Here is a 20,721-nt window from a genome sequence, read left to right as displayed (position 1 = left end):
CAAAAATACCACCCCCGGAGGGCCCGCCTCACACATGCGCGACCTCCATTCCATGTGCGCCTCCCAGCATCAGGCCGATCTGCTCCACGTCCAGTTCCGAGGTGGGGCGCGGCGCGCTCAACCGTCCTTCATTCAACGCGGCAAAGCGGTCCGAGATCTCCATAAGCTCGTCCAGATCCTGCGAGATCACCACCACAGCGGCACCGCCTGCCGCCAGATCCAGCAGTGCCTGCCGGATCGCTGCGGCTGCGGCTGCATCAACGCCCCATGTGGGCTGGTTCACCACAAGCACTTCGGGCCTTTGCAGCACCTCGCGTCCGATCACGAATTTCTGCAGGTTCCCACCAGACAGCGACCGCGCCGCATTGCCGGGGCCCGGTGTGCGCACGTCAAAGCTGTCAATAATCCGTTCCGCAAAGGCGCGCGTCTTGGCCCAGTCGAGAAAGCCGCGCCGCGCCAGACCTTGGCGCGCCGCGCCTGTCAGCATCGCATTTTCGGTGAGCGACATGTTGGGCGCGGCGGCATGGCCCAGACGTTCTTCGGGTGCGGCCAGCACGCCCATGCCCCGGCGCGTTTCCGGTCCGGCACCACTCAGGCAGCGTCCGTCAAAGGCCACCATGCCCGGTGCGCAGGGCACCTCGCCCGACAGGGCCGCCAGCAGTTCGTCCTGTCCGTTGCCTGCAACGCCCCCGATGCCCAGCACCTCGCCCGCCTGCACGTCGAACGATACGTCCTTGAGCGACATGCCAAAGGCAGAAGGCGAGGCCACGCTCAACCCTTTCACCGCCAGTTTCACACCGCCAAAGCTGTGGTCCTGCGCCTTGGGCGCAACCAGTCGCGCGCCCACCATCATCTCGGCCATGTCGCGCGCAGAGGTGTCCTGCGGTACGCAGGTGCCCACCACCTTGCCGCCACGCAGAATGGTTGCGGCGTCACATAAGGACCGGATTTCCTCTAGCTTGTGCGAGATGTACAGGATCGCGGTGCCTTCGGCGCTCAGCTTGCGCAGGGTCTCGAACAATATGTCCACCTCCTGCGGCGTCAGAACCGATGTCGGCTCGTCCATGATCAAAAGCGACGGCTCCTGCAGCAGGCAGCGGATGATTTCGACCCGTTGCCGTTCGCCTGCCGAAAGATCACCCACAACGCGGTCCGGGCTCAATGGAAGGCCATAGGTCTCAGAGACTGCGCGGATTTGATCGGCCAGCGTGCGCATGGGCGGCGGGGTCTCCATCCCCAATGCGATGTTTTCGGCCACGCTCAGCGCGTCGAAGAGTGAAAAATGCTGGAACACCATGCCCACACCCACACCGCGCGCCGCCCGCGGGTCCGTGGGCGCAAAGGGCGCGCCGCGCATCTCCATATGTCCGGCATCGGGCTTGACCAGCCCGTAAATCATTTTGACCAGCGTCGACTTGCCCGCACCGTTTTCACCCAGCAATGCGTGGATTTCGCCTGCCGCTATGGCGAGGCTCACATCGTCGTTTGCAACCACGCCCGGATAGGCCTTGGTCAGTCCGTTGATGGACAGCAAAGGTGTGCTCATGCGCGTGCCTCGCGTGTGGCACCAGTGCCAAGCCGCATCTGCGCAAAACGGTGTGCGACGCCAAGGGCGATCATGTGCGGCTCCTTGCCCAGTGACGGATCACCGATCGGGCAGGTGATGCGGGAAATCTGCGTTTCCGTGTGCCCAAGCGCGCTCAACCGTTTGCGGAACCGCGCCCATTTGGTACGTGATCCGATCAGACCGCAGGAGCCAAAGCCATGCGCCAGTGCGGCGTGGCACAGGCCAAGGTCGATTTCATGCGAATAGGTCAAGATCAGGTGATTTGCATGTGTCGGCGCGTGGGCCATGAGCCGCGCAGGGTCTGTGGCCACCACGTCGCGGACGCTCTTGGGGATGTCCGTCGGGAACCGATTGGCTGCCGTATCGACCCATGTCAGCGTGTGCCCCGGCATATGTTGCAAAACATCGACCAGCGCGCGACCCACATGGCCTGCGCCCCAGATCCACAGGTCGCGATCTGCCGGGCGCGCCGGTTCGATCAGCCATCCGTCACACAGTTGCGTGGGCGGCAATTTGCCCTGATTGCGCGCGGCTTTCATCATGCGTTTGATCGACAGTGGCATCGGGTCTGGCCCGCGCGCGATCACGTCCTTGGGCAGGGCCTGCGCACGCGCCAGATCGTAGACTTCGCTCAGGACGTCGACCACGCCGCCACAACACTGGCCCATGTCAGGCCCCAGCGCGTGCTGGCTGAACGCGTCGCGCGTCAGGGTCCGCGCCCGGCGGGTCAATTCAAACTCCAGCGCACCGCCCCCGACAGTGCCCGACTGCCCATTGTCCCACACAAGCATTGCCGCCCCGGTTTCGCGTGGGGTGGAGCCGTGCACGCGGACAACTACGATCCTGACCACGGTGCCATGGGCCCTGCAGGCTGCGATCAGCGCGTCCCGGTCAAACATCGCCACGCGCCGTTTTGACTGCGCGCAGCACCGCTTCGGGTGTCGCGGGGGCGTGCAGGTCCGGGTAATGCGGCCCGCAAGCCGCCGCCGCCTGACCGAGCGCCAAGAAGGCCGAAATGCCCAGCATCAGGGGCGGCTCGCCCACGGCTTTGGATTTGTAGATGGTCTCAGCCTTGTTCTCCCCTTCCCACAACGCGACGTTAAAGATGTCGGGCCGGTCTGCACAGGCGGGGATCTTGTACGTCGCGGGGGCGTGGGTGCGCAATGCACCTGACGCGTCCCAGATCAGTTCTTCGGTCGTCAGCCAGCCTGCGCCCTGCACATAACCCCCTTCGACCTGCCCGATATCCAGTGCCGGATTCAGCGACGCGCCTGCATCATGCAGGACATCCGCCCGCAGGATACGGTTTTCGCCCGTGAGCGTGTCGATCACGACCTCGGTCACGGCGGCGCCGTAGGCAAAATAGAAAAACGGCCTGCCATGCCCCCTGATCCGGTCCCACTGAATGTCCGGCGTCTTGTAAAACCCAGTGGACGACAAGCTGATCCGCGCCTGATGGCACATCGCCGCCACTTCGCCAAAGCTGTAGGTGGCTTCGCCCGCCTGCACTGTCCCGTCGGCAAAGCGCACCACATCCGGGCGGCATTGGTGCAGTTGTGCCACGTGTTCGGCCATACGCGTTCGCAGGGTATCACAGGCGGCTTTGACCGCCATTCCGTTCAGGTCACTGCCCGAGGACGCAGCTGTGGCGGAGGTGTTGGGCACCTTGGCGGTGTCGGTCGCGGTGATCTTGATGGCGTCCATCGGCACACCAAACCGGCTTGCCGCGACCTGTGCCACCTTCTGAAACAGGCCTTGCCCCATCTCAGTCCCACCGTGGTTCAGATGAACCGAGCCGTCCTGATACACATGCACCAGCGCGCCGGCCTGATTGAGGTGGGTGAGGGTGAACGAGATGCCGAATTTTACGGGCGACAGGGCAATGCCCTTCTTGAGCACGGAATGCGTCGCGTTCCACGCGGCCACGGCCGCTCTGCGCGCGGCATAATCGGATGTATCGACCAGTTGCGCGACCAGTGCGTCGCCAATGAAATCGTCCACCACCTGCCCATAGGGCGTCGTCCGCCCCGTCTCTGTCCCTGAAAAATCCCCGCCGGAGGCATAAAAGTTCTTTTGGCGCAGGTTCAGCGGATCAAGATCCAGCGCCGCGGCCACGTGGTCCATGATCCGCTCCATCGCGACCATGCCCTGCGGCCCGCCAAAGCCGCGAAACGCCGTGGCGCTTTGCGTGTTGGTGCGCAAACGGTGGCTTTCGATGCGTATGTCAGGCAGCCAATAGGCGTTGTCGGCATGCAGCATGGCCCGGTCCGCAACCGGCAGGCTCAGATCCTGCGCCCAGCCGCAGCGGGTGAACTGGCGCACGTCCAAGGCGGAGATATGACCCTCTCCGTCAAAGCCCACATCGTAGGCGATGCGGAAATCGTGACGCTTGCCGGTGATGACCATATCATCGTCACGGTCATAGCGCATTTTGCAGGGGCGTCCGGTGGCGCGTGCGGCGACGGCGCAGGCAACGGCAAGGGCGTTGCCCTGACTTTCCTTGCCGCCAAACCCACCGCCCATGCGCCGTGTCTCGCAGCGCACCGCGTGCATCGGCAGGCCGATGGCATCGGCCACCTTGTGTTGAATTTCGGTGGGGTGCTGGGTCGACGAGATGATGTGCATATCGCCATCCTCGCCGGGCATGGCGAGGGCGGCCTGTCCTTCGAGATAGAAATGCTCTTGCCCGCCGATCTCGAACGTGCCGGACAGGCAATGTTGCGCCGCTGCCAAGGCGGCCTGCGCGTCACCTCGGGCATAGATGCGCGGCCCATCTTCGAAGCGGCTGTTGCGCGCCAGCGCATCGTCGATGCTGAGTATGGCAGGTGCGCCAGCAATCTCGATACGCGCATGACGGACCGCGCGCCGCGCCGCCATGTGCGACCGTGCGATGACAAGAAAAATGGGCTGTCCGACGTAATGCACGGTGCCTGTGGCCAGCAGCGGCTCATCATGCGCGGACGGCGAGACGTCATTGGCAAAGGGCAGGTCGTCTGCGGTTAGAACCGCCACCACGTCCGTCGAAGCGCGCACCGCATCAAGGTCGAGGCGCGTGATCTGCCCGCAGGCCGTGTCACTGATGCCAAAGGCAAGGTGCAGCGTTCCGGCGGGCACCGGCATATCATCTATATACCGGGCCTGCCCGGTTACGTGCAGGTGGGCCGCGTCGTGGGGCAGGGGCTGGGCGACGCTCACGGGCACACCTCAAGTACGGATGTGGCCTGCGCCTGATCTTCCAGCCACGCCCGCAGCAGCATGTTCTGCGCGGCCTCCATCCTGTAGGCGGCTGAGGCGCGCATGTCCGACATTGGGGCAAAGTCACGTTCCAGCGCTGTCATCGCCGCACCCACCGTTCCATCTGTCCAAGGCATCCCGCGCAGCGCAGCCTCTGCGTGGGGGGCGCGTTTCGGGGTACCGGCCATACCGCCAAAGGCAAGCCGCACCTCGCGCACCTCGTCGTCTGCAACATCTATCCAGAAACAACCGCACACGGCCGAGATGTCCTGATCAAAGCGTTTGGACAGCTTGTAGCAACGCAAATGGTCCGTTTGTCGGTCAAAACTGATCGCTTCGACAAATTCGTTCGGAGCGCGGTCTTGCTTGCCGTAGTCGATGAAGAAATCAGCGATTGGCACAGAGCGCGTGCCATTGACGCTGCGCAGATGGACATAGGCATCCAGCGCAATCAGCGCGGGCGAGCCGTCACCGATGGGTGATCCGTTTGCCACATTGCCGCCAATGGTGGCGGCATTGCGCACCTGCACGGAACCGTATCGGCGGATCAGTTCGGCAAAGGCCGGATGATAAGGGGCAATCGCCGCTTGCAGATCAGTCAGGGTGGTGGCCGCGCCAATGCGAATTTCGTCCTCGGTGATTGCAACACCCGCGAGACCCGGGATGCGGTTGAGGAAAACGGTCGGACCCAGATCGCGAAATTGCTTGGTCACCCAAAGGCCCACATCGGTGGCCCCGGCCACGAGCGTGCCATGCGGATTCTGATCCAGCCATCTTGCAAGGGCGTCAGGCGTGGTTGGGGGCTCTGCCCCCGGCTGCGCCTCCCCCGTGATATTTTTGGTCAGAAGAAGCGGGGCGTCGTTGACGTGATCGGGGACGGGCGCATCTGCCGCCGCTTGTGCTGCGCGGATGATCGGTGCGTAGCCTGTGCAGCGACACAGGTTGCCCGCCAGTTCAGTGTCGAAATCTGTGACCCCGTTCAGATGTGCCGTGGCCATTGTGGTGATGAAACCGGGTGTGCAGAACCCGCATTGTGCGCCGTGATGACGCACCATCGCCGCCTGCACGGGATGCAGCGTTCCGTCGGGCGATGCGATGCCTTCGACGGTGCGAACGGCCTTGCCCTCAAGCTGGGGTATAAACAGGATGCAGGCGTTCAGCGCCCGCGCGCCGCTGGCGTCCGTCACCATGACGGAACAGGCGCCGCAATCGCCTTCGTTGCACCCTTCCTTGGTGCCGGTGAGGTTCTGATCCTCGCGTAGCCAATCGAGCAATGTCGTGGTGTCGGAAGTGTCAGCCGTGATCTCGCTTCCGTTCAGAAGAAAGGTCGTGCGCATGGATGTCGCCTGCCGCGGTACCAAGCCCTAAGTGGTGGCGCGAACCTCGATGCGGCGTAGAGGTCGGGCCGGGCGTCCCGATGCAGGCTACGGTGTGGCGGGTTGTCTTTGCAAGACCCCAAGCGATGCGGCGGGCCCTGCGTATTTGGTGTGCATAACTTTGCGGCACCACTGGATATGGGGGCAGTTGGGCCATAGTCTGCCGGATATGACAGATGCCCCCCGATTCATTCACCTGCGCACCCATTCCGAATATTCGCTGCTCGAAGGCGCGCTGCGGCTGAAGAAGCTGCCGGGTATGGTGCGCGATGCGGGAATGCCCGCGATTGCGCTGACCGACACCAACAATATGTTCGCCGCGCTGGAGTTCTCGGTGGGTATGTCAGGGGCGGGCGTGCAACCTATCGTCGGCTGTCAGGTGGATGTGCAATACGTCACCCCGCGGCCCGGTGAACGTCCGCGGGACCCGGCACCGGTTGTGCTGCTGGCCCAAAGCGAGGCGGGTTATGAAAACCTGATGAAGCTGAATTCGTGCCTTTACCTGCGGGAGGGGTCGGAGTTGCCGCATGTGACGCTGGACGAGTTACGCGCCCATGCCTTGGGTACGATTTGCCTGACCGGGGGGGCGGACGGTCCGGTGGGGCAGCTTTTGCAGGCAGGCCAGCGCCCGGCCGCAGAGACGCTGATGGATGCGCTCAAGGAGATGTTCAGCGACCGTCTTTATGTCGAATTGCAGCGGCACCCTGGTGACGGTGGCGCACCGCAGGCAGAACGGTTGACCGAACGGCCCTTCGTCGAAATGGCCTATGCAAAGGATCTGCCGCTGGTGGCCACCAACGACGTCTATTTCCCGAAATCGGACATGTACGAGAGCCACGATGCGCTGATCTGTATCGCCGATGGGGCCTATGTCGACCAGCAGGAACCGCGCCGCCGCCTGACGCCGCAGCACTATTTCAAATCGCAGGCCGAGATGGTGACGCTGTTTGCGGATCTGCCCGAAGCGGTTGAGAACACTGTGGAAATCGCCCGTCGCTGCGCTTTTATGGCGTATCGGCGCGATCCGATCCTGCCAAAGTTCGCCGATGACGAAGTGGAGGAGTTGCGCCGTCAGGCCAATGACGGCCTGCAAGCCCGGCTCAAGGTCATCCCGCACGCGGCCAGCGAAGAAGATTACCAGAAACGGCTCGATTTCGAGTTGGACATCATCGAAGGCATGGGCTTTCCCGGCTACTTTCTCATCGTGGCCGATTTCATCAAATGGGCCAAGGATCAGAACATTCCCGTGGGGCCGGGGCGCGGGTCAGGTGCCGGATCGCTGGTGGCCTATGCGCTGACCGTGACAGACCTCGATCCGCTGCGCTATGCGCTGCTGTTCGAGCGGTTTTTGAACCCCGAACGGGTGTCCATGCCCGACTTTGACATCGACTTTTGCATGGACCGGCGCGAGGAAGTGATCCGCTACGTGCAAGAGAAATATGGCCGCGACAAGGTGGGGCAAATCATCACCTTTGGTGCGCTGTTGTCCAAGGCTGCGGTGCGGGATATCGGACGCGTTTTGCAGATGCCTTATGGTCAGGTGGACCGGCTGTCCAAGCTGATCCCGGTCGAGGGCGTCAAACCGGTCAGCATCGAGAAAGCCCTGACCGATGAGCCGCGCCTGCGCGAGGAGGCGCGGAACGAAGAGGTCGTGGACCGGCTTCTGACCTATGGCCAGCAGGTCGAGGGGCTGCTGCGCAACGCGTCGACCCACGCGGCGGGCGTTGTGATCGGGGACCGGCCGCTGGACGCGCTTGTGCCGCTTTATCAGGACCCGCGATCCGACATGCCCGCGACCCAGTTCAACATGAAATGGGTCGAACAGGCGGGGCTGGTAAAATTCGACTTTCTGGGGCTGAAAACCCTGACCGTGATCCAGAACGCGGTGGATCAGATCCTCGCCTCGGAGCGTCCGCTTCACATCGCCGCGGATGGCACTGAACTCTATGCGCCAGCGGAGGGGATGGAGAACGACATCGGGGGCATCCCGTTGGACGACGAGGCGTCGTACAAACTCTACGCAGCCGGCAAGACGGTCGCCGTGTTCCAGGTGGAAAGCTCGGGCATGATCGACGCGCTCAAGCGGATGAAGCCCACCTGCATCGAGGATATCGTGGCTCTTGTGGCGCTCTACCGTCCCGGCCCGATGGAGAACATCCCGAAATATTGCGAGGTCAAGAATGGCCTCAGCGAGCGCGAACTGCTGCACCCCACGGTCGATCACATCCTCGACGAGACCCAAGGCATCATCGTCTATCAGGAACAGGTGATGCAGATCGCGCAAGAGATGGCGAATTACAGCCTTGGGGGGGCCGACCTGTTGCGCCGCGCGATGGGTAAGAAAATCCAAGAGGCGATGGACGCCGAAAAGCCGAAATTCCTTGCCGGTGCCAAGGAAAACGGCGTCGATGAGGCCAAGGCGATGGAGACCTGGGCACTCCTCGACAAATTCGCCAACTACGGCTTCAACAAATCGCACGCGGCGGCCTATGCGGTGGTCAGCTACCAGACCGCGTGGCTCAAGGCGAACCACCCGGTTGAGTTCATGGCCGGTGTGATGAATTGCGATATTCATCTGACAGACAAGCTGTCGATCTATTTCGAGGAGGTCCGTAAGGGGCTGGGGCTGCCTTGGGTGCCACCCTGCGTGAACCGCAGCGATGCGACGTTCAAGGTGGTGGACGGCGCGCTGGTCTACGCGTTGGGCGCGCTCAAGAATGTCGGTGTCGAGGCGATGCGGCTGGTACAGGAGGCGCGGGAAGACAAGCCCTTTGTCAACTTGTTCGATTTCGCTCGCCGGGTAGACCTCAAACGTGTGGGCAAACGTCCGCTTGAGATGCTGGCGCGGGCCGGGGCGTTTGATCAACTGGACCCGAACCGGCGGCGCGTCTTTGACGCGCTGGATGCGCTCAGTGCCTATTCGGCGGCGATCCATGATCAGAAAAATTCGAACCAGGTGTCCCTGTTTGGTGAGGCCGGGGATGACCTGCCGGAACCGCGCCTGATGCCCGTAGACGACTGGCTGCCCGCTGAGCGGCTGGGCGAGGAACACAAGGCCGTGGGCTTCTACCTGTCCGGCCATCCGCTGGACGACTACGCGGGCGCACTGAAACGCAAAGGTGTGGTCACATTGGACGAGGTCACCGCCAAAGCCGAAGGCGCGCCGCTGGTGGCCAAGCTGGCGGGCGTGGTTTCGGGCCTGCAGATCCGCAAATCCGCGCGGGGCAATCGCTTTGCCTTTTGCCAGATGTCAGACCACACGGGGGCGTATGAGGTCACTCTGTTTTCCGAGAGTCTGGAAAAGGCGCAGGACACGCTGGAGACCGGCGCAAAAGTAATCGTGACGGTCGAGGCGACGATGGAATCCGATCAACTCAAGCTGCTGGGCCGATCCGTGGCGCCCATCGACACGGTTGTGGCGGACGTCACGGGCATGGGGCTGCGCATCTATGTCGAGGCCCCTTCGGCCATCGCATCGGTCGCTTCGGTACTGGACGGCGCGCGGCAAGCGGCCAAGGGGGCAGGGCGCGGACCAATCTCTGTCTGCCTTATGGACGACAGCTTGCCGGGGGAGGTTGAAATGGACCTTGGCGCCGAATTTCCCGTGTCCCCTCAGATCCGCGGCGCTATCAAATCACTGACCGGTGTGGTCGAGGTCGAAGAGATCTGACGGCGGACCCTCGCCCGCGCGCTGGACGCAGAGGTTACGAGACGGTAAACCTGTGGAAAACTGGGGGAGGCGCAATGCGCAGGACTTGGTCAGCACTACCGATCCTTGCGGCTTTGGCCGCGTGCGGCGACCCTTTGGCGGGCATCGAACGCGTGTCGGAACTGCCTGAGCTGCTGCCCCAGACAGACGCGGCGTCGGCGCTGCCAGACAGCACTGAGGTTAATGCCGACACACCCATCTTTGCAGGGTTGTTCCGGCGCAAGAAGCCCGCGCCAGATCCCGCGATCGAAGCTGCCCTGCGCGAGGCCAATGGTGTCGCGCCCGCGATTGATGCGTCCGAAGAGGTCGCACCGGAACTGGACTCCGCTGCCAGCGCTGCATCGGCTGGGCTACCCCCCGCGACCCCGGTCCCCGCGACCGTTGCAGAACGCCGCGGCGTGCTGGGGTGGTTGCGCCGTGCAGCGGACAATCAGACGGCGGAAGCCGGCGCTGATCTCTCTCCCGCAGATGCGGTGACCGATGTCGCCGAAGCGGAGTTGGCCGTTGCGCCTGACAAGACGGCCGACGTTCCCGAAGATGTCGAGATCGCGGCATTGGACACCGCCGTGCTGGCACCAGAGCCGCAGAAGCGGCGCGGTCTATTTGGTCTGCGCAGCAACCGCACCCCGTCCATTGGCAGGCCAAAGACACGAACGGGACCGGATGCGCGTGACGTCGCGCTTGGGACGATGTTGCCGTTTGGCGAAATTGCCCGCGTCTGCGACGCCACTCCGCGCGATATGGGCGAGATCGTCGCCCGCGCTGCACGCAAGGGGCGTGGGTATGTCCTGTATGACAGCGTGCCCAACAGCCCGACCGCCCGAACGTTTTATGTTACGGGTTTCGCGGATAATTGCCCCCGTCAGTTCACGGCTGCAATTGCTCTGTTTGGGGAGCCACTGCTGCATGAACAGCTGCGCTACGGGTTGCCTGCGCGCGATTTCCCGTATTCCGCCACGGACGAAGCCTATGAGAAGGTCAAGGCGCGGGTGTGCAACGTGGGGCGTACAAAGCCGTGCGGCCCACGCATCTCTCGGCTCGACAACACCACAACTTTTGTGAGCGTGTATGAGAATTTCGGCGAGAATGCGCGCTGGAATGACATCCTGCTGCACGATGGTCAGGTGTTGGCGGCAGCGCTGAAATCGCCTTAGCGCCGACCAAGCTGAACCCGGCCCTTCGGGGAGGATTTTTGGGGGACAGAGACAGGGACGGCGGTGTTTTGTAACGTCGTGCGCAATCGTGTGGGGCAGGTGGACGGAAATCTTAGCTATTTTATCCGCAATGTCGAAAGAGGTGTTGTACAGAACCTTCCGATCACCGCGCATTAACCTTAATGCGGATCAACCTTAACAAGCACTAAAGTTTACACGTCACGGGCGGTTGTCACGGGCGGTTTAGGGTAGAGTCCGACCCCCGGTCGCATTGGACCAAGGGCCGTCTCCGTCCACACCGGTTCGCATCCCTGCTCCCGGTGCAACTCCAAATCACACGCATATGGTTGAGAAAGCGTGAACGCCGCCCCGTCTCTGTCCCCCAATAATCCCCCCCCGAAGGTCGATTGGCCAAGACGCGTGCGGCATCAATAATGTGGTGGGCGTTCGTCACCAATGACCACGCCACCTGTCCCAGCGGCGTCGCGTTCGGCCTCGCGCTTTATCAATATGTCGGCTTGCCGGATCAGGCGCGCAATTTCGGCATCCTGACGGGCAACCACGTCTGACAGGTCTTCGACGGCGCGTTCAAGATGGGCGATGCGTTCTTCCAACTGTGTCATGGTGGGCCTCCTTACTCCGTCATCTGGGCCCGATCGCACCGCAGCGCAAGGCCGCGCCTTGCCCCCTTGGCGTGGCTGGGCTAGTGACGCGCCCGTACCGCAGATGGAGTGGCAGGCATGGCCAAGCCCAAGAAGACCCCCCGCCCCAAGGCGCAGACGCCCAAGGGGTTCCGCGACTATTTCGGCTCGGACGTGACCGAACGCGCCGAAATGCTGCAAAAGATTGCCGGGGTCTACCATCGTTACGGTTTTGATGCGCTGGAAAGCAGTGCGGTGGAGACGGTCGAGGCGTTGGGCAAGTTCCTGCCCGATGTGGATCGTCCGAACGAAGGTGTGTTCGCTTGGCAGGAGGACGATGACTGGCTTGCCCTCCGCTATGATATGACCGCCCCTTTGGCGCGGGTCTATGCACAGCACCGCAACGATCTGCCGAGCCCCTACCGCCGTTTCACGATGGGTCCGGTGTGGCGCAATGAAAAGCCCGGCCCGGGCCGGTTTCGGCAGTTTTATCAATGTGATGCGGATACTGTTGGCTCGGCCTCAATGGCGGCGGACGCTGAGATTTGCGCAATGCTGAGCGATTGCCTCGAAGAGGTCGGCATTCCGCGCGGCGACTATGTCATCCGGATCAACAACCGCAAGGTTCTGAACGGCGTGATGGAGGTTGCGGGTCTGGCAGGTGACGACAGGGCTGCCGCCCGGGGCATCGTGCTGCGGGCCATCGACAAGCTCGACCGGCTGGGGCCCGAAGGTGTGCGCGCGTTGTTGGGGGCCGGGCGCAAGGACGACAGCGGGGATTTCACCGATGGTGCAGGTCTGTCCGATGACAGGGCAGACATCATAATGAGGTTCATGGACGCACGGGAGGACGACAATGCTGGCACGGTGGCGCGTCTGATGACTCTCGTCGAGGGGTCGGAGATCGGCCAAAAAGGTGTCGCTGAACTTCAGGACATCGAGGCGCTGCTGTCCTCCCAAGGGTACGGACCAGACCGGATCATCATCGACCCGTCCGTTGTGCGCGGTCTGGGATATTACACCGGTCCGGTCTACGAGGCGGAGTTGACCTTCGAAGTCACCGACGAAAAGGGTCGTCCGCGCAACTTTGGGTCGGTCGCAGGCGGCGGGCGGTACGACGATCTGGTCAAGCGGTTCACCGGACAAGAGGTTCCTGCAACGGGTGTGTCCATTGGCGTCGACCGCTTATTGGCCGCGCTGCGCGCCACGGGTCGTGTTGGAACGGACAGTCATGGGCCGGTGGTCGTCACCGTTATGGACCGGGACCAGATGGCCGATTACCAGTCTATCGTGGCGGAACTGCGCAATGCGGGCATCCGGGCCGAAGTCTACCTTGGCAATCCCAAAAACTTTGGCAACCAGTTGAAATACGCGGACAAACGGGGCAGCCCCGCAGCGATCATCGTGGGCGCCGAAGAGCGCGGGCGCGGCGTCGTTCAGATCAAGGATCTGGTCCTCGGCTCTAAAATCGCAGAGACCGCCACACATGAGGAATGGGCCGAAAACCCAAGCCAGTTCGAAGTGCCCCGCGATCAGATGGTGGCCAAGCTGCGCGAGATACTGACCCCATGATACGTGCCCGCGCGCTGGCGCTGCGTGACCGATTTGCGGGGATGGGGGCGCGGGTGGTTGAACCGCCTGTGCTTTTGCAGGCGGATGTGCTCTTGGACCTCTATGGTGAGGACATCCGGGGACGGGCCTATATCACGGCGGACGCGCTGCGGGGCGAACAGATGCTGCGCCCGGATTTTACGGTGCCCGTCGTTCAGATGCATCTGGCCGACGGCACGGCCCCTGCGCGCTACACCTATGCGGGCGAGGTGTTCCGCAAGCAGGAAGACGACCCTGAGCGCGACAATGAGTACCTGCAAGTGGGATACGAGGTGTTTGACGCCGCCGATCCTGCGGCTGCGGATGCCGAGGTGTTTGCCACTTTGGCCGACACGGTGACACATTTGCCGGTACGGGCCGCGACGGGTGACATCGGCATTCTTATGGCGGCAGTGGATGGGTTGCAGACGTCGGACAGGCGCAAGGCCGCCCTCCGGCGGCATATCTGGCGTCCACGGCGTTTTCGCGCCTTGCTCGACCGGTTCGGGGGACGCACGGCGGCACCGGCCAGCCGCAAGGCTCTGCTCGCCGGAGAGGTTGCGGCAACCGGTCCGCTGACCGGATTGCGCAGTCAGGCAGAGATCGACGCACGCATCGCGGCCTTGCACGAAGATGCCGCCCAACCCCCCATAAGCGCGGGCGAAATGGAAGGGCTTGATGCGCTGCTGAACGTGCGCGAAACGCTGCCCTTTGCGTTGCAGCAGTTACAGAACCTTGCGGCTGATTTGCCGTCCATCGGGGTGGCGGTTGCGCGCCTGCGTGCGCGCACGGACGCTTTGGCCGAACGAGGTGTGGATGTGGCATCGCTGGAATTCGAGGCGAGCTTTGGGCGCACATCGATGGAGTATTACGACGGTTTTGTCTTTGGGTTTTACGCCACATCGCGACCCGATTTGCCGCCTGTTGTCTCGGGCGGGCGCTATGATGCGCTGACCCGCCGTTTGGGTGGGGCCGACGGGGTTCCGGCGGTCGGCGGCGTGATCCGCCCCGGTCTCGTTGTCGCGCTGGAGGAGGCGACATGACGCTGAAACTGGGCGTGCCGTCCAAGGGGCGGCTTATGGACAAAACCTTTGACTGGTTTGCCAAGCGGGGCATTACGCTAAGCCGCACGGGGTCCGACCGTGAATATGCGGGTGCGGTCGAGGGTATTGAAAACACGTCTCTTGTCCTGCTGTCCGCCAGCGAAATTCCCCGCGAACTGGCCGCCGGGCGCATCCACCTTGGCGTGACCGGCACTGATCTCGTGCAGGAAAAGCTGCCCTTGTGGGAACAGCAGGTCGAACCGCTGGAAGAGATGGGGTTTGGCCATGCCGATCTGGTGTTGGCCGTGCCGCAGGGCTGGATCGACGTGGACGTAACAGATGACCTTGATGCTGCCGCCGCGGCATTTCGGGCTGCCCACGGTTTTCGGCTGCGCATCGCGACCAAGTACCACCGGCTTGTGCGCGATTTCCTGCGGGATGCGGGTGTTGCGGATTATGCCATCGTGGACAGCCAGGGGGCGACCGAAGGCACCGTGCTGAACGAGACGGCGGAGGCGATTGCCGACATCACCTCAAGCGGTGAAACCCTGCGCGCCAACCACCTCAAGATCCTGACGGACGGTCTGATCCTTGCAAGCCAGGCCACGTTGTGGCGCAGCCGCACGGCGCCGGTGGATGATGCAGAGCGCGCGGCACTGCGCGCGCTAAAGGCGCGGCTGGGCTGAACAATTGGCCTGCGCGCGCCTGTTGTGGCGCGCGATGTGCGTGATGCACCGCCCCCAAGATCGACGTGAAACGATGGACAGCAACATGGGGAGCTGCGCAGCGTGGCGACATGCGCATTTTTCCAAAGGGGTACTTTGATGGCCACGCACGCCGAACTGACCCAAATAGCGGCGCGTTACACAGCAGCTTGGAATTCCAAATCACCGGAGGCTGTGGCATCGTTTTGTGTCGCGGATGACGTGATCGTCCTCAACCGGGGCGAGCCGTGAAATGGTCGCGCCAAGGTGGCCGAGATGGCGACCGGCTTCTATGCCGAAGTGCCTGACCTGACACTCACATACGACCGGGTGCGCGCGGCGGGGGATCATGCAGTGTTTTTGTGGTCCGTCACTGGCCATGACACCACCATCAAGAACCCGTTGACCATATCCGGATGCGAGGATTGGGATCGCGATGCCAATGCACAGGTCAACGCATCGCGCGGCTGGTGTGATGGAGATGACTGTCCCCGGCAGGTGGCGGAAACACAGGCGGGTTCAGAGAACACCGATTTCCGCCAAAGCGCGGTTCAGTTCGACGGGAAGCGGCTCTTCGAGCGCGCGGCCCTTGGGCAGGTCGGGCGGGCTGTCTTCGGTGTTGAGGTAGCGCCAGCCCTGAAACGGGCGCTTGAGCGCGCCTTGCACCCGGACCAGTTCGGGATCAGAGACAATGGCGCAGCGCCGGATGCCGTCATCGCCAATCACTTCGTCCAGACGGATCACGCGCTGGCGGCAGGTCACGACGCCTTTGACGATCCAGTAGATGGAACCGCCGTTCAGTATCTCGGCTTCGCGCTTGGGCCACATCCGGGTCACATGGCGGGGATAGCCGTCCGCCGTCTGCGCCCGCTTGGTCGATTGCCACGCCACAAGGTCGTCGTAGCTGTCGCTGCCGACGCTGAGTTTGATCAGATTGACGGTTTTTTCCACAGACTCACCTCTTGTCCACACCAAATATTGTAGCGCGGCGTGCAAAAGCTGCAACCTATTGTGCTTTCGCTGCCGCTAGATTTGGTAGGCGCGGGGTCAAGTGCATCTATCAGTTGTGGTTTGCGTCAGAAATGGTAGCTTGTTCGCCTGCACAGCTGCCGACAGAATCGGCGGCTCTCATGGGGATGCTCTGATGACACGCTTTGCCGCGCCGATTGCCGAACAGATCTGGGACATGAAGTATCGCTTCAAGGAGGCCGATGGCACACCCATTGACGGCACGGTCGAGGATACGTGGCGGCGCATCGCGCGCGATCTGGCGTCGGTTGAGGCAGACCCGGCGGAGTGGGAAGACACGTTCTATGCGGCGCTTGAGGATTTCAAATTCCTGCCCGCCGGCCGGATCACAGCAGGCGCTGGCACGGCGCGGTCGGTGACGTTGTTCAATTGCTTTGTCATGGGGACGATCCCGGACAGCATGGGTGGCATTTTCGACATGCTCAAGGAGGCCGCGCTGACCATGCAGCAGGGCGGCGGCATCGGCTATGACTTCTCGACCATCCGGCCCAAGGGGGCTGCGGTCAGCGGTGTGGCGGCGGATGCGTCGGGGCCATTGTCCTTTATGGACGTGTGGGACGCGATGTGCCGCACGATCATGTCCGCAGGCAGCCGCCGTGGCGCGATGATGGCCACGATGCGCTGTGACCATCCCGATATCGAAGAGTTCATCACCGCCAAGTCGGATGCCGCACGGCTGCGCATGTTCAACGTGTCCGTGCTGGTCACGGATGCGTTCATGGACGCGGTCAAGGCGGACGGGTCGTGGGATTTGGTGTTTGGCGACACGGTCTACAAGACCGTGCAGGCGCGGGACCTGTGGAACGCGATCATGCGGTCGACTTATGATTATGCCGAGCCGGGGGTGATCTTTATCGACAGGATCAACGCGGCCAACAACCTGAACTATTGCGAGACGATTGCCGCCACCAACCCCTGTGGCGAACAGCCCCTGCCGCCCTATGGCGCGTGCCTGTTGGGGTCGATCAACCTCGCGCGGTTGGTCCGCGACCCTCTTGACGCTGCGGCGCAACTGGACGAAGCGGGACTGGCCGATCTGGTGGGCACGGCAGTGCGGATGATGGACAACGTGGTTGATGCCTCGAAATTCCCGCTGGAGGCGCAGGCGCGCGAGGCGCAGGCCAAGCGGCGCATCGGCCTTGGGGTAACGGGGCTGGCCGATGCGCTGTTGATGGTCGGTCTGCGCTATGGATCCGACGAGGCGGCGCGTCAGACGGAGCACTGGCTGAAAGCGATCGCCCGCGCCGCGTATCTGGCGTCGGTGCAATTGGCGACCGAAAAGGGCGCCTTTCCACTCTTTGATGCGGAGGGGTTCCTGAAGTCAGGCGCGATGCAGGCGATGGATGCGGACGTGCGGGACGCGGTGGCGGAACATGGCATCCGTAACGCCTTGCTGACGTCCATCGCGCCCACGGGCACGATCTCGCTTTATGCGGGGAACGTCAGTTCGGGGATCGAGCCCGTCTTTGCCTATTCTTACACCCGCAAGGTGCTGCAAAAGGATGGCACGCGTACCGAGGAAGAGGTCGAAGATTACGCCGTACAGATGTGGCGCGAGATGTTTGGTGACGCGGACCTGCCCGACTATTTCGTGAACGCGCAGACACTGGCCCCGATCGAGCATGTGAAGATGCAGGCGGCGGCGCAGAAATGGGTCGACTCTTCGATCTCCAAAACGATCAACTGTCCCGAGGACATCAGCTTTGACGATTTCAAGGACGTCTATATGGCGGCGTGGGATCAGGGGTGCAAAGGCTGCACGACCTACCGGCCCAATGACGTCACGGGCAGTGTTTTGAGTATTTCAGAAGAGAAGAAGGACGCAGGTGCGCGGGATGTCGTGGCCACGGATGATGCAGAGCCGCTGCAGCCCCATGGCGATGTGATCTATATGGCGGAACCGCTGGACCGACCAAGTGCCCTTGAGGGCAATACGTATAAAGTGAAATGGCCCGACAGCGAACATGCGCTTTATATCACCATCAATGATCTGGTGATCGGTGGGCACCGGCGCCCGTTCGAGGTGTTCATCAATTCCAAGAACATGGAGCACTTTGCGTGGACCGTGGCGCTGACCCGGATGATTTCGGCAGTGTTCCGGCGCGGTGGCGACGTGAGCTTTGTCGTGGAGGAGTTAAAGGCGGTGTTCGACCCGCGCGGCGGTGCGTGGATGCAGGGCAAGTACATTCCCTCGATCCTTGCGGCCATCGGTGGTGTGATCGAGCAGCATATGGTGGCCACAGGGTTCATCGAAGGCGAGGGCATGGGATTGAAGACCGATCCGCAGGCGCAGGTGGTGGGGCTTGATGCGCCAAAGGGCAAAGCCTGTTCCAGTTGCGGCAGCTTTGAGATGCGGATGATCGAAGGTTGCATGACCTGCGCGTCTTGCGGCTATTCGAAATGTGGCTGAGGTGGCCTGACCCACGCAAACCAGCGGACGGGCATCGAAGAAAACGCAAGTGTTGCCAACAGGCACTAGGCAAGTCACGCCTGCAACAGTAGCACGGTCTGGCTCGGGGGGGCGCAGACTGGGGATTTTGGTCCATGCTTCGTGCGACCCTTGCGGGCTTAGCCCTTTTTGTGATGAGCGTCCCGGCCGCAGACGCCGCCGGGCGCACCAAACTGGGCTTTGGCAATCTGCTTACCAACGACATTGTGGATGGCGCGGCGGATCGCTGGCGCACCGGGTCCTATGCCAGTTCGCGGGTGTGGGGGCCGACATGGACGGGTGCGGCACCGTCTGGTTTTGGCGATCTGTTGGAGTTGCGGTTCAATGGCGAGATCATAACACCTGAAAATCTGCGGTTTCCGGCGCCGGGTGATCGCCATTATGCCGGGGCGCTGTCGCTGGGTCTGCACACGCATATGCAGCGCGGTGCCATGGAATACGCGATTGGCGGTGATCTGGTGTTTGTGGGTCCACAAACCGGGCTCGACAGTTTCCAGACCGAGTTACATGACCTCTTGAACGTCTCAGAACCTTCGGATCGGGTGCTGGACGCGCAGATTGGCAATGCCATCCGTCCGACCCTTGTGGTCGAGATGGGCCGGCCCATCCGTATGGGCGCGCAGTCCACCTTGCGGCCCTTTGTCGAAGGACGTGCGGGTGTGGAGACGTTGGCGCGGGTGGGGTTTGACTGGACCTTTGGCAGTCTGGGGCAGGGCGAGCTTTTGGTGCGTGATCCGGTGGCTGGTCAACGCTACAGGGTCATCACGCAGGACTGGACGGGCTATAGCTTTACCGTGGGTGCCGACTTTGCCTATGTGGACAGCAGCGTGTTTTTACCCGACGATCAGGGGCCCGCGCTGGACAACACCCGCGAACGTGTGCGGGTGGGTGTGATGTGGCAAGGCGAAAGCGGATTGTCGAGTTTTGCTGGCATCACCTACCTCGGAGAAGAATTCGAAGGGCAGGACGAGGGGCAGTTTGTCGGCTCGATCAAAGTGCGGTTGGGCTTCTGACGATTGGCATCGCCAAGTGATGCATTCGCGCATCACCTCAACGAATCATCACAACACATTGGAATCTTATCCGAATCCACCCTTTAGAGATCGGCGGGTTTTTGCTACCGTTGAGATAATAAAAAACTAAAGGCAGGCATACAGGCAATGAAGACGGGCTTTCGTGGCACGTTCGTCATCTCCTGGTCGCAAACACAAGTGGATGGTCTTGAGGCCGCACCGGTGCAGTCGTTGACCGTAGGTGCAGCCTGGGCGTGGCGTGGGGACGCGTTGCGCGTGGATGGACCACAAACTGTGTTGCGCCTCGATGGGGCGGATGGATCTGAGGCAATGCGGCGCCGCGCAGCGCGTATGGTGGAACGTTTGGTGGGTGCCGCTCTTGAGCACAAGCCCATCGAAGCGGTGACAGACACCGATGATGCGCGCGACCTCGATAGCAGTTTCGTGGTCACCGATGGCGCCAAGAGCTACACAGTGACCTTGATCGAAGTGGGGCGCGGTGCGCAGCCGCTTTTGATGTTCCTTGACGATATCCCGCCCCGGGATCAGGAATTATGGGTCGTCCACCACACGTTGAACACGCAGCCCGGTGACCAGACCGGCGACAATGCGGGCGGTGTGATATGTTTCACCCCCGGTACGCGGATCGACACACCAGATGGCCCCCGTCTGGTCGAAGAACTGGGCGAAGGCGACAGCGTCCTGACCAAGGACAGCGGCGCGCAGGACATTTTGTGGGTGGGCAAGCGCCGAATGACGGGTGCGCGCCTGTTTGCGATGCCACGCCTGCGGCCTGTGCGGTTCCATGCGGGTGCATTGGGTTCGGATCGACCGGATCAGGAATTGCTGGTCTCACCCGAACACCGGATGCTGATCAAGGGCGACGTCGCGCAGGCCCTGTTCAACACGCCCGAGATACTGGTGGCGGCCAAGGATCTGGTGAACGGCTCGACCGTGACAGTGGACGTCAAGGTGCGCGAAGTGACCTATATCCACATGCTTTTGCCCCAGCATCAGGTGATCTGGGCAAACGGTGTCGAGACCGAAAGTTTTCATCCCGCCAATACCGCACTCAGCACGTTGGATGACGGTGACCGGGCTCGCCTGGTGGCGCAGTTTCCCGATCTTGAATACGATCCGCACCGCTATGGTGCATATGCGCGGCGCAACCTCAGTGCCAGCGAGGCGGCGATCCTGCGCCACGCGGCATAG

General features: G+C 62.4%; 15 protein-coding genes. 9 read left to right on the top strand and 6 right to left on the bottom strand.

The window, feature by feature from the left end; translation table 11 throughout:
• Positions 1-28 precede the first annotated feature (28 nt).
• From Q1A85_RS11795 to xdhA, 4 genes are read right to left on the bottom strand one after another with little or no spacing between them, the layout of a single operon-like run.
• Positions 29-1,546 (bottom strand): ABC transporter ATP-binding protein, encoded by a 1,518-nt coding sequence (locus Q1A85_RS11795; protein WP_299689095.1) that lies wholly within the window; start codon positions 1,544-1,546, stop codon positions 29-31.
• The gene (gene xdhC / locus Q1A85_RS11790; protein WP_299689092.1) at positions 1,543-2,466 is read right to left on the bottom strand and encodes a xanthine dehydrogenase accessory protein XdhC; all 924 of its coding nucleotides are present in this window, start codon (positions 2,464-2,466) and stop codon (positions 1,543-1,545) included. The genes Q1A85_RS11795 and xdhC overlap by 4 nt, the downstream gene beginning before the upstream one ends.
• Positions 2,459-4,762, bottom strand: a complete 2,304-nt coding sequence (gene xdhB / locus Q1A85_RS11785) for a xanthine dehydrogenase molybdopterin binding subunit (RefSeq protein WP_299689088.1) — start codon at positions 4,760-4,762, stop codon at positions 2,459-2,461. Before xdhB ends, xdhC begins: the two co-directional genes overlap by 8 nt.
• Positions 4,759-6,138 (bottom strand): xanthine dehydrogenase small subunit, encoded by a 1,380-nt coding sequence (gene xdhA, locus Q1A85_RS11780; protein WP_299689085.1) that lies wholly within the window; start codon positions 6,136-6,138, stop codon positions 4,759-4,761. The genes xdhB and xdhA overlap by 4 nt, the downstream gene beginning before the upstream one ends.
• Before the next feature lie 208 nt (positions 6,139-6,346).
• On the opposite strand from xdhA, the gene dnaE reads away from it, so the two are divergent.
• Together dnaE and Q1A85_RS11770 are read left to right on the top strand one after the other, a co-directional pair.
• Positions 6,347-9,847, top strand: coding sequence for a DNA polymerase III subunit alpha (dnaE, locus tag Q1A85_RS11775; RefSeq protein ID WP_299689082.1), 3,501 nt, complete (start codon positions 6,347-6,349; stop codon positions 9,845-9,847).
• 74 nt (positions 9,848-9,921) lie between these two features.
• A complete protein-coding gene (locus Q1A85_RS11770) occupies positions 9,922-11,040 on the top strand; it encodes a hypothetical protein (RefSeq protein ID WP_299689079.1) in 1,119 nt (372 codons plus the stop codon).
• A 428-nt stretch (positions 11,041-11,468) separates the two neighbouring features.
• On the opposite strand, the gene Q1A85_RS11765 is transcribed toward Q1A85_RS11770, so the two are convergent.
• Positions 11,469-11,663, bottom strand: a complete 195-nt coding sequence (locus Q1A85_RS11765; protein WP_299689076.1) for a SlyX family protein — start codon at positions 11,661-11,663, stop codon at positions 11,469-11,471.
• A gap of 117 nt (positions 11,664-11,780) precedes the next feature.
• Here Q1A85_RS11765 and hisS point away from each other — a divergent pair, with 117 nt between their 5' ends.
• From hisS to Q1A85_RS11745, 4 genes are all read left to right on the top strand, one after another.
• On the top strand, positions 11,781-13,253 hold the full coding sequence (gene hisS, locus Q1A85_RS11760; RefSeq protein WP_299689072.1) for a histidine--tRNA ligase: 1,473 nt from the start codon (positions 11,781-11,783) through the stop codon (positions 13,251-13,253).
• A complete protein-coding gene (locus Q1A85_RS11755) occupies positions 13,250-14,314 on the top strand; it encodes an ATP phosphoribosyltransferase regulatory subunit (protein WP_299689069.1) in 1,065 nt (354 codons plus the stop codon). Before hisS ends, Q1A85_RS11755 begins: the two co-directional genes overlap by 4 nt.
• Positions 14,311-15,000, top strand: coding sequence for an ATP phosphoribosyltransferase (hisG, locus tag Q1A85_RS11750; RefSeq protein ID WP_299689066.1), 690 nt, complete (start codon positions 14,311-14,313; stop codon positions 14,998-15,000). Before Q1A85_RS11755 ends, hisG begins: the two co-directional genes overlap by 4 nt.
• 138 nt (positions 15,001-15,138) lie before the next feature.
• Complete coding sequence (locus tag Q1A85_RS11745; RefSeq protein WP_299689062.1) at positions 15,139-15,270, top strand: hypothetical protein; 132 nt, start codon at positions 15,139-15,141, stop codon at positions 15,268-15,270.
• Between the two features lie 267 nt (positions 15,271-15,537).
• Here the strand turns inward: Q1A85_RS11745 and Q1A85_RS11740 are convergent, their stop codons facing one another.
• Positions 15,538-15,969 (bottom strand): DUF1489 domain-containing protein, encoded by a 432-nt coding sequence (locus Q1A85_RS11740; RefSeq protein WP_299689059.1) that lies wholly within the window; start codon positions 15,967-15,969, stop codon positions 15,538-15,540.
• A 193-nt stretch (positions 15,970-16,162) separates the two neighbouring features.
• On the opposite strand from Q1A85_RS11740, the gene Q1A85_RS11735 reads away from it, so the two are divergent.
• From Q1A85_RS11735 to Q1A85_RS11725, 3 genes are all read left to right on the top strand, one after another.
• Positions 16,163-18,457, top strand: coding sequence for an adenosylcobalamin-dependent ribonucleoside-diphosphate reductase (locus Q1A85_RS11735; RefSeq protein WP_299689057.1), 2,295 nt, complete (start codon positions 16,163-16,165; stop codon positions 18,455-18,457).
• 173 nt (positions 18,458-18,630) lie between these two features.
• On the top strand, positions 18,631-19,509 hold the full coding sequence (locus Q1A85_RS11730) for a lipid A-modifier LpxR family protein (protein ID WP_299689054.1): 879 nt from the start codon (positions 18,631-18,633) through the stop codon (positions 19,507-19,509).
• A gap of 147 nt (positions 19,510-19,656) precedes the next feature.
• The gene (locus tag Q1A85_RS11725; RefSeq protein WP_299689051.1) at positions 19,657-20,721 is read left to right on the top strand and encodes a Hint domain-containing protein; all 1,065 of its coding nucleotides are present in this window, start codon (positions 19,657-19,659) and stop codon (positions 20,719-20,721) included.

The sequence above is a fragment of the uncultured Tateyamaria sp. genome (assembly GCF_947503385.1).
In the GTDB taxonomy this organism is placed as follows: domain Bacteria; phylum Pseudomonadota; class Alphaproteobacteria; order Rhodobacterales; family Rhodobacteraceae; genus Tateyamaria.
This window is presented reverse-complemented; position numbering and strand designations above follow the sequence as displayed.